The organism is Streptomonospora wellingtoniae, assembly GCF_031845375.1.
GTDB classification, from domain to species: Bacteria; Actinomycetota; Actinomycetes; order Streptosporangiales; family Streptosporangiaceae; genus Streptomonospora; species Streptomonospora wellingtoniae.
Map to the genome: position 1 here is coordinate 83,654 of NZ_JAVREK010000021.1, position 12,376 is coordinate 96,029.

Genomic DNA, 12,376 nt, shown 5'->3' on the forward strand with positions numbered 1-12,376 from the left:
CTTGATACCAGCGGGAACCGCGGAAGGCTGGGAATCGCAGGAACCCGGGATTCGCGGTTCGGGGAATGGGCCACCAGGCCGGGCGGGCCCGGGGTCGGGAGTCGCCGGCGCCGCGATCAGTCGCCGGGTACGGCCACCGGAGCGCCTTCGTTCCAGTCGAGCAGGGACAGCGCGAACCAGCGGGGCTGCAGACCCGTGCGATCGGGAGGCAGGTTCTGGTAGTAGGCGACCGGCCGGTTGTCGGCGTCGACCCACAGTTCGACGTCGACCGCGGCCTCGCCCAGGTCCATCGCGGTGAGCGCAGCGTAGTCCTGCCGGGCGTAACCGGTGGCGTTCTCCTGCAGTTCGTCGATGTAGGCGGTGCCCTTCCAATGGGCGACCGGTGCGCCCTCGATCTCGATCGCGCCGACGAGTCGGAGGTCGCCGCTGGTGGCGATCGTGGCGGTGATGTGCGAGCAGTTGGCGCCGCGGGCCGCCGCGACGTCCTCGGCGTACTCGGTGGGGATCTCCGAGTCGTCGACCGGCCAGAAGCCGCCGTCGGCGTGCAGGCCGTCGTCGGTGGCGACGGAACCGGCCGCCTGCGTCTGTGCGGGGACGAGGTCCTGGTTGTCGAACTCGCGTCCGGGGACGAACTTCTGCTCGGGCGTGGAACGGGTGGCGTCGCCCTCGACGACGTAGGTGCCCGAGCCGTCGCCGCCGCAGCTCAACCGCCCCTGGTTGACGGTCATCAGCCCGCTGCTGTCGAAGCTCTGCAGCCGCCAGGATGCGGACTCAGCGTCCTCCAGCGCCTGGGGAAGCACCTCCGCGAGTTCGGCGCGGTTCTCGGCGTCGCCGGGCGTGGGAACGGCCCCGGGAGAGGAAGGTTCTCCGGAGGCGCCCACACATGAGGCCGTCAGCAGGGCCACGGCACCGAGCACGGCAGGAGCCGCGAACGCGCGCCGCCAGAGCGGGCGAAAAAACGAGCGCAGAGTTGAACGCGCCTTCACCGAGTCCTCCGACCCTTCCGACTCACGCCTGCGGGACACGGGCCTGGCCCACCCAGAGGGACTCCCAATGCGGGTTGCCGAGAACCTGGACGACTTGCACGGGGTCGCCGGCGTGCACCATGTTGCCGCCGCCGATGTACATCCCGACGTGCGTGGGCGGGGGATAGTTCGACATCGTGTGGAAGAAGATCAGGTCGCCCGGCTTGAGGTCGCCCTTCGGGACATGCTGGAGAGCGCTGCTCTGATCCCATGTGGTCCGCGGGATCGAGACGCCCGCCTCCCTCCACGACTCCATCATGAGGGAGGAGCAGTCGTAGGTCTGACGGCCTGTCGCGCCCCACTCGTATCGCTTGCCCCGCTGGGCGAGCGCGAACTCGATCGCGACCTTTGCGCTGCCCTCGCCCTGGATCTCGCCGTTCCAGCTACTCGCGAGGGGTGCCCAGGAGTACTCTTCGGGCTTCTCCGGTCGCTCGCGCTCGACCCAGGTCTCCTCGCCGCAGTCGGGACCTTCGACGCGGCAGACGTACTCGCGGGTGGCGTCGTGGAGGGTGTCGCCGATCGCGGTGTTGGCGAGGCCGATCACGACTACGGCGGCTACGGCGATCAACGCCGCGCTCTCCAGGATGGACGCGCCGCGCTCGCTGCGGTTTCCATGCAGCCGAGCGAGCAGCTTTCTCGGCACCGTCACCGCACCGACCTCCTCAAACCGTAAGAACCTCACCCGACCGGGACATCCTCAATGGGATCGAATCCGGGAATCTTAACGTCGACCGATTTGGTATTTTCCGGAAGATAGTACATGGCCCAGTAATCTACGGATTCGTCCGGGCGTACGAATGCTGCAAACGGCAGCCGCGGGGCGTACCCGGAACATAGGCAGTAATCGTGTTCATCCATTACCGGGTGATGGCGGGTGTCATTCCCGTCGATCAGGGATATCCCGCTGAAGACGGCCTCCCGGTATATGTACGTGGGATTCTCGAACTGCGCGTAGTGGATGTCCTCGGTTGTCCCATTGTTGGTGATTCTCACGGTCAGAGATGCGAACCCGCTGGTCTTCGATCCGTCGAGCCCGACGATCTCGGCAGTGGCATCCGGAAGGTCGTCAATCTCGTCGTTGGTCTGGCTACTCCCGAGGGCGGGAGGTGAGTCCGCCGAGGGCGTGGGCGCAGACGGCTGGTGCTCCTGGGGCGAGGTCGAGGCCGACACCGTAGACGGCACTAGGAGGAGGGCTCCGATAGAGCATATGGCCGCGAACGGGACACCGGAAGCACGAGCGACGCGCATCCGCATGCTGTACTCCTAACTGGCGAAGGTGATGGTTACGCGCCGGTTCTTCTTCCGCCCCTCTTCCGTCTCATTCGTTGCGATGGGCTCGTCCGACCCGTGCCCTTCGGCATCGAACTCGACTCCTGAACGGTTGACCATAGACGACAGTGACTCCTCGACCGCCTGAGCGCGCTCCACTGCGAGTGGATTGTTGATTGATTCGTTGCCGCTATCGTCCGTATGGCCGTCGATTTTCACGGTCTTGCCGGGTGAGTTGTCGATTTCCAGGGCGACTTGACGGAGTTTGTCTTGCGCCTTGTCGGTGAGAATCGATTTTCCGACGGCGAAGAGCACGTCGGTCGAGAGTGAGATGGAAACCTCGTCGCCGGTCTCCTCCCGAGTATTCCCGGCCAGGTCGCCTTCTAGCGAACGCACGTCCCAGATCTCGGGTGCCGCGAGGTCTTCCCTTGCCGGATGTTCGACTTTTTTTCCGGTTTGACTCAGGGGTATATCGAGGATCGGTGGCGCGATGGCCGATACGAAGATCATCGACTTTACGTTATCGGGAGGCGCTGGGAAGGCGATCCAGCCGCTCACGGAATTGCTGCTTTCCACGCTCGCTTCGCTCCAGTCGCTGCAGTAGCACGCGCCCTCGGAGTAAAGCAGTGGAAGGTGCTTTTTCCTGTTGGATCCGTCGATCAGGGAGAAGGGTTGTACATCAGCGGAGCCCTCGCCTTGGAGTGGCGGGTTAGGCAGGCTTGCATCCTCTTCAGATCCGAGATTCTTCAGGGAGAGTTCGAGTACAACCGTGTCGTTCTTCTGGCGCTGCAGTGAATGTATGTCGATCCGGAGATTCGCACCTGCCTCGGTCGAGGTGGTCGTGGTGCTCGCCAGAACCGGAGAGCTGGAACCGGAAGGGGATGGCGCGGACGTCGGAGTTTCGGTCGCCGTGCCCTGCTGCGAGCCGTTGCTGCCGTCGCTCTCACCGCTGGTGACGCATGCCGAGAGCAGAAACGTCAGCGCCAGGAAGGAGATGATTACCCCGCGAGGGCGGTTCTGGCCTGCTGCCTGCGCCTTCATGATGGATTTTCTCCTCGCGACGGAGCGAATGCCAAGGCGTTGCCCAGCGGCTTGTATATGTACTTTCCCTCGGAGTCAGTGAGGCGCACATCGATCAACTGTTGAGCGTGCGCGAACCCCTGGACCTGCTCCCCATCGCATGTCAGGCCGACGATTTCGCTACCGCCGAATGCATACTCGCATTCGGGCATCACCACTTCGGCTATCGCAGATGCGTTGCCGGAGTGCGAGGTTTCGGCGTCAGGGTCGTCGGATTCCGTGCAGGCGGCGTCCGACCAGTGCCGCGAACCGTCTTTCTGAAGTTCACGCTGGCAGCTCTTTGTTTGAATTTCCACGCGAACAATATTTCCGACGTTGCCTTGGCTGTCATCGCTCGCGCGGATCTGTTCGACCGTCGCGCCGTTTTGTGCCGCGTAATGTTCTGCCGCCGTCCTTCCTTCGGCTGGATCATAGAGCCTGCTGTAAGGGATTTCGTCGTCCGCGAGGGCCCTGGCTGCATGGTCGCGAGCCACGCCGGCGGCGGCGAGAGCGCTTGCGTCGGCTGCTGTCTGGGCATCGCTCCGCAGGTTGTTGGCGTTCCCTACCCGCACGAAGAGTAGGAGTATCGCGATCAATGAAATCGTCAGGCCTATGAGCATGAATAAGTTGGCCTGGCCGCTGTCGCGATTCGACCCGCAGGTTCCGGTCCTAATTGTCATGGATTTCAGGAATTATTCAGAAGGGTCCAGAACGTTCTGGATGCTACGTGAAATGGTCGTAGGTATGTCGTTGAAGACCTCTAGTTGCATGATCGCCACTGCGACCCCGCCGACGAGGATGATCACTGCTGCGTACTCGAGAATGCTCCCTCCCCTGTCCCCTCGGTGGGCGGTGAGGCGACTGTTGATCATTTCCCGTGTCCTCAGGTGCAGGGACACCAGCAGTTTGGCCATTCAGCCCTCCCGGAAGCGAACATGGGGATCTTGGTCCCCGGCGGTTGATATCAAGCTACGGGTGTCGCGTCCAGTTGTGTAGGGGCGGCCGATGGATTGTGGATAAGTCATCCGGTGAAGACACCTCCGAAGTCGACTCCCGATCCCAAGATCATCGCTCCTCCGACCAGGAGGAGTAGGCCGGGCAGCATCGTCGCCGCCGTGATCCCGGTGACCCTGGGATTGATGCGCTGAGCCTTGCGCCGCATGTACTGGGCGTCCTGTCGGCGCATGTCCTGACCGATGTTGAGCAGGGTGTGCGACAGCGGGGCGCCCAGCTCTTCGGACTGCTGGATGGCGGTGACGAACTTCCCCAGCGACTCGTTGGAATTGCGGTCGCGGAGGGCCTGGAAGGCGTCCTTGCGGCTGGTGCCCAGGTCCATCTGGCGCAGCACGATCCGGAACTCGTCGGACAGCGTGCCCGGCATTGCATCGGCGACCCGGGCGAGGGCCTGGCGGAAGGCCAGTCCCGAGCCCACGCTGACGGCGAGGACGTCCAGGAAGTCGGGCAGCTGGCGCTGGATGTCGTCCTGGCGCTGCTGGGTCTTCAGCAGCAGCTCGGCGTCGGTCAGCAGGACGAACGCCAGCGCCAGCAGCGCCAGCATCGTCTGGTCGCGGGAGAGCAGCAGCAGGGCGGCGCTGCTGTAGAGCAGGATCTCGCCTGTCTTCCGCTGCAGATAGCGCTCGACCGTGAGACTCTCCGGGCGGCCGGCGGCCTCGATCCGCAGACGGATGCTCTCCTGGCGCTCCTCGCCGACGAGCTCGCGCACCGCACCTAGGAACGGGCGGCCGATCAGTTCGGTGAGGCGGTTCAGGATGAACGTCGACTTCGGCTTGGCCCGGGGCGGCGCCGCCGTGATGTCGCCGGCCACCTCGCTCTGCTTGGTGAACAGGTACAGGCCCCAGCAGAAGACCGCGACGACCGCGGCGGCGCCGAGGCCCAGCGCCAGGACGAACGCGAAGGGCATGAGGTCTCCGGGGGTTTCGGGGCTCGGGAGCCGGTTTCAGGGGCGGCGGATCGGGAGGCGGGCGGGCCGCCCGGGGCGGTCAGAGGTCGATGCGGGTGGTGATGCGGCGGACGAGGACGAAACCGGTGAGGAACAGGCCGCACGACAGCGCCAGCACCAGGGTCCCGGCCGCGCTCTGGGTCATCGTGCGGATGGCGTCGGGCTGCAGCAGGTTGACGAGGAACAGCGCACCCACCCCCATGGCCAGCAGCGCCCACGCCGTCGACGTGGTCTCGGTCAGGATGGTCTGCACCTCGCGGCGGGACTCCTTGCGCTCCTCCAGCGTCTCCGAGATCGACCGCAGCGCCGAGACCAGGGCGCCACCCGACCGCGACGACACCAGCAGGGTCGAGAGCAGCACACCGATCTCGCGGGAGGGCATGCGCTGGCGCAGCTCGTTCATCGCCTCCTCGAACGGCAGCCCGAGCTTCATCGACTCCGCCGCGCGCCGCAGCTCCGACCCCGCCGGCTCGGCCAGCTCCTCGGCCGCCATGTCCACGGCCGTCGGCAGCGCCAGGCCGGCCTGGGTGGCGTTGCCCAGAACCCGGGCCAGCTCGGGCAGCTGGGCGGTGAACGCCTCCTTGCGCCGCTCCTCCTGGCGCTTGAGGTAGGCGAAGAAGGCGAAGGCCACGCCGACCGCCGCGGCCAGCCCGAACACCGGCGCCAGCGCCTGCCAGACGAACACCACCGCCAGCACCGCGGCCGCCGCCATCAGCACCACGAACGTCGACACCTTCACCTTGACCCCGGCTCGCGCCAGCCGGTACTCGATGCGCCGGCCGGCTTCGGTGCGCCGCAGCAGCACGTCCAGCCGCGCGAGAGGGGTGTTGGCGCGCCGCTCGACCTCGTGCAGCGCGCTGCGCGAGGCGAGCTGGCGGCGCTGTACGCTGCCGTCGATGTAGAGGACCAGCCCGAGCACGAACAGGCAGATCGCGACCGCGGCCGAGGCCAGGATGACCGTCGTGTACATCACAGGGGGACCTCCGGGGAGGGCGGGGCGTGGTCGGGGAAGGCGGGCCCGCGACCGTTCTCGCGCTGGACTCCGAACGCCGCCGGCACGGACTCGCCGGCCGCGCGGATGCGCGCGGCGACGTGGTGGGGCAGCCGGTAGCGGCGGAACTCGCCGTTGGTGTGCCCGCTGCCGTCGTCGGCGTAGGGCTGGAAGTGCAGCAGCGGCTCCAGCCGGAACTCCTCGTCGCGCTGTGAGGCCACGACGCCCACCTGCGCGACCCGCCGCGAGCCGTCCGGGTAGCGGCTCAGGTGCACGATCACGTCGACCGCCGCGTTGATCTGGTCGCGCAGCGCCTCGAACGGGATCTTGACCTCCGACATCGAGGCGAGCGTGAGCAGCCGGTAGACCGCGTCCTCGGCGGAGTTGGCGTGCACCGTCGCCAGCGAGCCGTCGTGGCCGGTGTTCATCGCCTGCATCATGTCCAGGGTCTCCTGACCGCGGACCTCGCCGACGATGATCCGGTCCGGGCGCATGCGCAGCGAGTTGCGCACCAGGTCGCGGATGGTCACCTGGCCCGCCCCCTCGATGTTGGGCGGGCGGCCCTCCAACCGGATGACGTGCTCCTGCTGCAGCTGGAGCTCGGCGGAGTCCTCGATGGTGATCACGCGCTCGTCGGAGGGCACGAAGCTGGACAGCGCGTTGAGGAACGTCGTCTTGCCGGTGCCGGTGCCGCCCGAGATGATCACGTTGAACCGGGCTCGCACCAGCGACGCCAGCAGCACGGCGGTGGTGCCGTCGACGCTGCCGCGGGCCACCAGCTCCTCGACGGTGAAAGGCTTGGGGAAGCGCCGGATGGTGACCACCGGACCGCTCAGCGACAGCGGCGGGATGATCACGTTGACGCGCTCGCCGGTGGGCAGCCGCGCGTCGACCATCGGGCTGGACTCGTCGATGCGCCGGTTCACCTGCGAGACGATCCGGTCGATGGTCTGCATCAGCTGCTCTTCGCTGGTGAAGGCGGTGTCGATGCGGTGCACGCGGCCGCGCTGCTCGACGTAGACGCTGTCGGGGCCGTTCACCATGATCTCGGTGATGCTCTCGTCGGCCAGCAGCGGCTCCAGCACGCCCAGTCCCAGCGCCTCGTCGACGACGCGGCGCACCAGTCCGCCGCGTTCGCGGTCGCTGAGCACCGGGCCCTCGCGGGAGATGATGTGCCCGACCACCTTCTCCAGCCGGGTTCGGCGCTGCTCCAGGGTGAGCATGGCCATGTCGTCGAGGTTGACCTCGCGCAGGAGGCGCTGGCGCCAGTGCGCGATCTGGTCGGTCTGGTGGTCGTTGACGCGGTCGTCGGTGAGGCGGTCTTTGAGTCCCATGGCACTACCTGCGGTCGGAGGGCGGTGAGGGGCACGCGCGGGGCGCCGGTGCGGTCATAGCGGCATCTCCACCCGCCGCGAGAGGTCGAAGTCGAATCCGGGGGTGGGGAACATCAGCGGGAAGTCGACGGTGACCTCGGTGTAATACCCGCCCCGGCCGTTGTCGCCCACCGAGACCTCCGCCTGGCTCAGCCACGACGGCAGCGCGGCGCGCGCGGTGGACTCGCCGCCGGCCACGCCCCCGGTCCCGGCCGCGCGGGCGCCGGCGCGGGCGGCGTGCTCCATCCGCTCGGCGGCGATGAACGCGAAGAAGGTCTCCAGCGCGATCGTCGCGACCAGCACGAAGAGCGGGAAGTAGGCGGCGAACTCCAGGATCTGGGAGCCGCGGTCGCCTCTGCGCCGCCGGCGCGCGCGCCCGCGGACCGGCCGCTCCGCGCTTCCGGGCGCGCGCGCCGTCCGTGCCGCGTCGGCCGAGTCAGGCATCGTCGTCGTCCTCCGGGGCGGGCGGGCCGGCTTCCTGCCCCGGCCGGCCGGTGTCCTCGGAGATCACCAGAGCCTGGCTGCTGATGTCCCAAGGGCCGTCGACCCCGGGCAGGAACACCGGTGTGGCGATGCTGACCTCGACCGCCCGCCCGGCGCCGGTGCCCACCGTCGACACATCGAGGGTCTCCTCGTCGTTCCAGGGCGGACTGATGCGCTTGGCGGCCTCCTCGGCGATGGCCTCGTCGTCGGAGGGGTCGATCGCCGCTTGGCGCGCTCCCTCGTTGGCGGCGTGCGAGGCGAACATCCCCGTCAGCCCCACGAGCAGGATCTGCCAGGTCAGCAGAAGCGCCAGCCCGACGAAGGGCAGGGTCGAGGCGAACTCCACGAACAGCGCACCGGAGTCGCCGCGCCGCCGCCGCGACCGCGCACGGCGCTCACGCGCGTCGGCGGGCTCGCCGTAGGGGTCGGGGGCGCCGGGAGCGGCCTGGTAGGCGGGCTCTCCCGAGCCGTCGCGGTCGTAGGGGGACTCGGGCCGGTGCAGCAGGTCCAGCTCGGAGGCGACCTGGGCGAACGTCCGAAGAAGGCCTTCATCGGTAACGCGCGAGGGGTCGCCGGTGTTGGAGGCCTCCTCGACCGCCCGGTAGGCCGCCGGGACCGCGGTGCGCAGGACCGGTGTCGCCAGCAGCTTGCGGGCGAAGTCCGGCTGGATCTCGTTCTTGCGGCTGTGGCGGATCAGCAGCCCCGTGACGTTGCGGGAGTCGCGGATCTGCAGCCGCCCCCACATCGCCACCACCCGCTGGGCCGCACGCAGCGCTGGCAGGTCGGGGGTCGCCAGCAGCACGGCTGTGTCGGCGAGCTCGACCGCCATCGCGCCGGCCTCGGTGGTCGCGGTGCCGCAGTCGACGAGCACGAGGTCGTAGCGCGACCGCAGCGCACCCAGGATCTGGCGGGTGGCGCGGCCCGTGACGTCCTCGCCTCGTTCGCCGTCGTGCGGCGCCAGCAGGATGTGCACGCCTTCGGGGTGCACGTAGAGGGTGTCGGCGAGCATGGACGCGCTGATGTCGTCGGCGGCCTCGACCAGGTCGGCGATACTTCGCCGGTGCTTGAGGTCGAAGTAGCCCGGGATGTCGCCCGACTGCAGATCCAGGTCGACCAGGCACACCACGCGCCCCGATCGGGCGGCGGCGCGCGCCAGGTGGATGGCGCTGGTCGTGGTGCCCACGCCGCCTTTGGCGCCGTTGAAGGTGACGATGGAGCCCCTCCGGCCGTCCATCGGAACGTCCAGGGAGGCGGCCTCCAGGTGGCGGCGCAGCGTGCGGGACCAGTCGGCGGCCGAGCTGACGCGCTGGGCGATCTGCTCGACGGTGGAGTGCGCCGGCAGCACACTGCGCGCCCCGGCCTCCATGGCGTTGGTGAAGGTGTCGGCGTCGACCTCGTCGACGACGAGGATGACGGCGAGCTGGGGCCGGTTTCGCGACAGATCGCGGATCAGGTCGAACACCGGAAGCGGACCGAGCCGCTCGTGCACGAGCACGACGTCGAGGGTGGGCACCTGCCCGACGCTGTCGCCGATCTCCTGGGAGGTGCGGTGCACCCCGATGACCTCGGTGTCGAGCAGCTCGTCGAAGCGCGCCCGCAGCGCGTCCTCCAGCTCGGCCGAGGGGAGCCCGAGCATCACCTGGTATCCGCTCATCAGTCGCCCTCGGTCTGCTCAGGCTGCGGAGACGCCTCGGCGCCGTCGGACTCGGCGGGCTCGTCGGACTGCTCACGGATCTGATCGAGCTGGTCCTCGGCGCAGAACTCCAGGTTCCCGGGGTCGCCGGAGCCCTGGGGACTGACCGCGGCCAGGCGCAGGCTGCTGGCGAACGACTCGGCGTAGGTAAGGTTGAGCGCCTGGTCGGGGGTGAGCCGGAAGGTGACCGGCACGACGCTGCCGGTGTCGCCGGTGGTCTCGTCGATGGTGGAGCCCACGTCGCCGATGTCGAGGATCTCGATGTCGGTCAGCACCCGGTAGGCGCACGCCTGCGGCTGTCCCTCGCCGGGGTTGAAGGCGGCGTAGACGTCCACGCGCGACTGGCGGCCCACCTTGCCCGCCACACCGGTCTCGGCGTCGACCATGATGGCGATCTCGCGTTCGCCCTCCTCCAGGTCGGGTGCGGCGATGACCATGCTGCGCTGCAGCAGCTCGCCCTCGCGCAGCGCACTGGAGGCCACCGGGAGCCGACCGGCCTGCTCGTTTATCGCGCCGAAGTCGCCGATGAAGTGCTGGGCGTCGAAGAAGCGCGCGGGGACCTCGTACTCCTCCAGCATGTCCGGGGTGATCTCCTGGTAGGGCTGGACGTCCTCGGTCAGGCGCAGGGCCGTGCGGTAGCTGCCCAGCTCGCTGTTGAGGTTGCTCACGTAGGCGACGACCGTGAGGAACACGGCGACGCCGCCGGCGGCGGCGACGATCATGAGCAGGATTCCGCGCCGTTGACGAGGGTTCATGGCGCTCCGTTTCTAGGCGGACGTGGGGCCGGAAGGCCGCTGCGGATATCGGCGCCGGGGCGGGGCGGCCCCGCGGCGCTCATCTGGGGGCACGGGGGACGGACACGTCCTGATCCCGGTGCGGGTCGCCGGTGTCGTGCACGGTGGGATCCGGATGCCGCGGCTGGGGGCCCGAAGGCCGGTCGGGGCCGGGACCGCCGCCCGGCGGCCCCGGAGAGCGCGGGCCGGTTCCCGCGGCCGTGTCGGGCAGCGCCGAGGCGGGGCGCGCAGCGGCCTCGGGCGCCGCCTGCAGGCGGAACCCGGGCGGCGCCGCCCCCGGGTGAGCGGGACCGGCCGACGCCGACGCGGAACGGCCGCCCGGCGCCGGCCCGTCGGGGTCGTGCGGCAGCGGCGGGAGCGCCTGGGGCACCGGCAGGTCCTCGTCCTCGACCGGCTCCGGCGGCCGCGGGCGACGCGGCCGCTGCGGTCCGGAGTCGGGGGTGCCGGCGAACGAGTCGCGGTCCTCTCCGGCGGGAGCGGGAGCGGACGGCGCATGGCCGGGCGGGTACTGGGGAGCCGCCTCCTCCGCCGCGGGCCGTTCAGGGTGCGGCCCCGGCGCGGGCGGGGCCTGGGTCCGGGCGGGCGGATGCCCGGCTGGCTCGGGCGGCGGACTCTGCGCGGCGGGGGCGAGGGGCGCCGGGGCCGCGTTGGGCGCCGGGGCGGCGGGCCGCTGGGCCGGCAGCGTGTTCGCGGCGCCGCAGAACCGGCACACCGGCACGATCGTGGGCTCGCCGCACCACGAGCAGGTGGCCGGGCGAACGGTGCGGGCGGGCTCGGTCAGGGCGCGGGGGTGGGCGCTGAACGCGACGAACTCGGCGTACTTGGGCGAGCCCCAGTAGGCGGGCCCGAGCGGCTGAGGCGGGAGCCGACGGGCGGCGACCGCTTGCAGCGGGGCCAGGAACTGCTGCTCGAACGCCGAGGTGTCGGTCTGGGGGCCGCTGGAGTACAGCACCTGGAGCGGGTCCTGTGGTCGGAACGGCAGCCGGGCGGCGGTCTCGCCCTTGGGCACGCGCGCCACCTGCGGCAGGGGCGAACACAGCGCCAGGTAGGTGACACCGGGCGCGAACGAGCCCAGGTGCTGGGGGACCGAGATGGGGATGGTCGCGAGGTTGGCGACGTTGCGCAGCCATCCCCCGGCCAGCGTGTGCCGGGGGAGTTCGTCGGCCAGCCCGGCGATCATGCCGGCCGGCAGGTAGGGGCACAGGTAGGCCAGCTGGTCGGCGATGAGCGACAGCGCCAGCGGCGACAGGTCGACGTCGACGCCCGCGACGGCGTCCTCGCGCAGGGCGCCCCGGGCGAATGCGACCGCGCGGCGGGCCTGCTCGCGGCGCCAGCGCGGGTACAACGCCACGACCTTGACGCCCCGAGAGGCGTGGTGGCCGACGTAGTCGACGAAGGGTCCGGCCCGTTCGGCGAGGTCGTGACCGTCCAGGGTGAAGCGTTGCGCCTGGGCCGCGCCGAGATGTCCCGTGCTCGGGATGTCGGCGAGGAGGGCGACGACGCTGGCTGACCTGGTCTGGTCACGGGTCACAGTGACAGGCTCCCGGGGGTGGGCGGGTTGATATGGACATCAAGATCGAATTTTCGGGTTGTGGACAGCGAAGGGGCAACTCGGCACTGTCCCGGCATATGGTAACGGTGGAACTCTGATCAATGGGTGAGAGTCCGCTCTCCTGTGTATTCGCGGGCCGCCCGGTGCTCAAGCGGCTGCGCGGATCCGTGATCCCCC

12 protein-coding genes are annotated in these 12,376 nt (G+C 69.3%); all 12 read right to left on the reverse strand.

Features of this window, described 5'->3' with window-relative positions; translation table 11 throughout:
• Positions 1-116: 116 nt before the first annotated feature.
• The 12 genes from RM446_RS18500 to RM446_RS18555 all read right to left on the reverse strand — a co-directional run bounded on the left by RM446_RS18500 (position 117) and on the right by RM446_RS18555 (position 12,178).
• Positions 117-917: a hypothetical protein gene (locus tag RM446_RS18500; RefSeq protein ID WP_311546600.1), complete on the reverse strand. Its 801-nt coding sequence runs from the start codon at positions 915-917 to the stop codon at positions 117-119.
• Positions 918-1,008: 91 nt separating this feature from the next.
• Positions 1,009-1,674, reverse strand: coding sequence for a C40 family peptidase (locus RM446_RS18505; RefSeq protein WP_311546601.1), 666 nt, complete (start codon positions 1,672-1,674; stop codon positions 1,009-1,011).
• Between the two features lie 29 nt (positions 1,675-1,703).
• Positions 1,704-2,279 (reverse strand): hypothetical protein, encoded by a 576-nt coding sequence (locus RM446_RS18510; protein WP_311546602.1) that lies wholly within the window; start codon positions 2,277-2,279, stop codon positions 1,704-1,706.
• Positions 2,280-2,288: 9 nt separating this feature from the next.
• Positions 2,289-3,335: an OmpA family protein gene (locus tag RM446_RS18515; RefSeq protein ID WP_311546603.1), complete on the reverse strand. Its 1,047-nt coding sequence runs from the start codon at positions 3,333-3,335 to the stop codon at positions 2,289-2,291.
• Positions 3,332-4,033 carry a pilus assembly protein TadG-related protein gene (locus tag RM446_RS18520; RefSeq protein WP_311546604.1) on the reverse strand — a complete coding sequence of 234 codons (702 nt, stop codon included), beginning with the start codon at positions 4,031-4,033 and terminating at the stop codon, positions 3,332-3,334. Before RM446_RS18520 ends, RM446_RS18515 begins: the two co-directional genes overlap by 4 nt.
• A gap of 341 nt (positions 4,034-4,374) precedes the next feature.
• Entirely contained in the window at positions 4,375-5,274 is a 900-nt protein-coding gene (locus tag RM446_RS18525) for a type II secretion system F family protein (RefSeq protein WP_311546605.1), read from the reverse strand.
• 79 nt (positions 5,275-5,353) lie between these two features.
• On the reverse strand, positions 5,354-6,283 hold the full coding sequence (locus RM446_RS18530) for a type II secretion system F family protein (protein ID WP_311546634.1): 930 nt from the start codon (positions 6,281-6,283) through the stop codon (positions 5,354-5,356).
• Positions 6,283-7,638, reverse strand: coding sequence for a CpaF family protein (locus RM446_RS18535; RefSeq protein ID WP_311546606.1), 1,356 nt, complete (start codon positions 7,636-7,638; stop codon positions 6,283-6,285). The genes RM446_RS18530 and RM446_RS18535 overlap by 1 nt, the downstream gene beginning before the upstream one ends.
• 54 nt (positions 7,639-7,692) lie before the next feature.
• On the reverse strand, positions 7,693-8,121 hold the full coding sequence (locus tag RM446_RS18540) for a TadE/TadG family type IV pilus assembly protein (RefSeq protein WP_311546607.1): 429 nt from the start codon (positions 8,119-8,121) through the stop codon (positions 7,693-7,695).
• A complete protein-coding gene (locus RM446_RS18545) occupies positions 8,114-9,814 on the reverse strand; it encodes an AAA family ATPase (protein ID WP_311546608.1) in 1,701 nt (566 codons plus the stop codon). The genes RM446_RS18540 and RM446_RS18545 overlap by 8 nt, the downstream gene beginning before the upstream one ends.
• Positions 9,814-10,608: a Flp pilus assembly protein CpaB gene (gene cpaB / locus RM446_RS18550; protein ID WP_311546609.1), complete on the reverse strand. Its 795-nt coding sequence runs from the start codon at positions 10,606-10,608 to the stop codon at positions 9,814-9,816. The genes RM446_RS18545 and cpaB overlap by 1 nt, the downstream gene beginning before the upstream one ends.
• 79 nt (positions 10,609-10,687) lie before the next feature.
• On the reverse strand, positions 10,688-12,178 hold the full coding sequence (locus RM446_RS18555) for a hypothetical protein (protein ID WP_311546610.1): 1,491 nt from the start codon (positions 12,176-12,178) through the stop codon (positions 10,688-10,690).
• Between the last annotated feature and the right edge of the window lie 198 nt (positions 12,179-12,376).

Excerpts from the sequence above, each read along its gene's own strand:
- RM446_RS18540 (WP_311546607.1), bottom strand. The coding sequence starts at position 8,121 with ATGCCTGACTCGGCCGACGCGGCACGGACGGCGCGCGCGCCCGGAAGC.
- RM446_RS18510 (WP_311546602.1), bottom strand. The coding sequence starts at position 2,279 with ATGCGGATGCGCGTCGCTCGTGCTTCCGGTGTCCCGTTCGCGGCCATA.
- cpaB (WP_311546609.1), bottom strand. The coding sequence starts at position 10,608 with ATGAACCCTCGTCAACGGCGCGGAATCCTGCTCATGATCGTCGCCGCC.
- RM446_RS18525 (WP_311546605.1), bottom strand. The coding sequence starts at position 5,274 with ATGCCCTTCGCGTTCGTCCTGGCGCTGGGCCTCGGCGCCGCCGCGGTC.
- RM446_RS18520 (WP_311546604.1), bottom strand. The coding sequence starts at position 4,033 with ATGACAATTAGGACCGGAACCTGCGGGTCGAATCGCGACAGCGGCCAG.
- RM446_RS18545 (WP_311546608.1), bottom strand. The coding sequence starts at position 9,814 with ATGAGCGGATACCAGGTGATGCTCGGGCTCCCCTCGGCCGAGCTGGAG.
- RM446_RS18515 (WP_311546603.1), bottom strand. The coding sequence starts at position 3,335 with ATGAAGGCGCAGGCAGCAGGCCAGAACCGCCCTCGCGGGGTAATCATC.
- RM446_RS18535 (WP_311546606.1), bottom strand. The coding sequence starts at position 7,638 with ATGGGACTCAAAGACCGCCTCACCGACGACCGCGTCAACGACCACCAG.
- RM446_RS18530 (WP_311546634.1), bottom strand. The coding sequence starts at position 6,283 with ATGTACACGACGGTCATCCTGGCCTCGGCCGCGGTCGCGATCTGCCTG.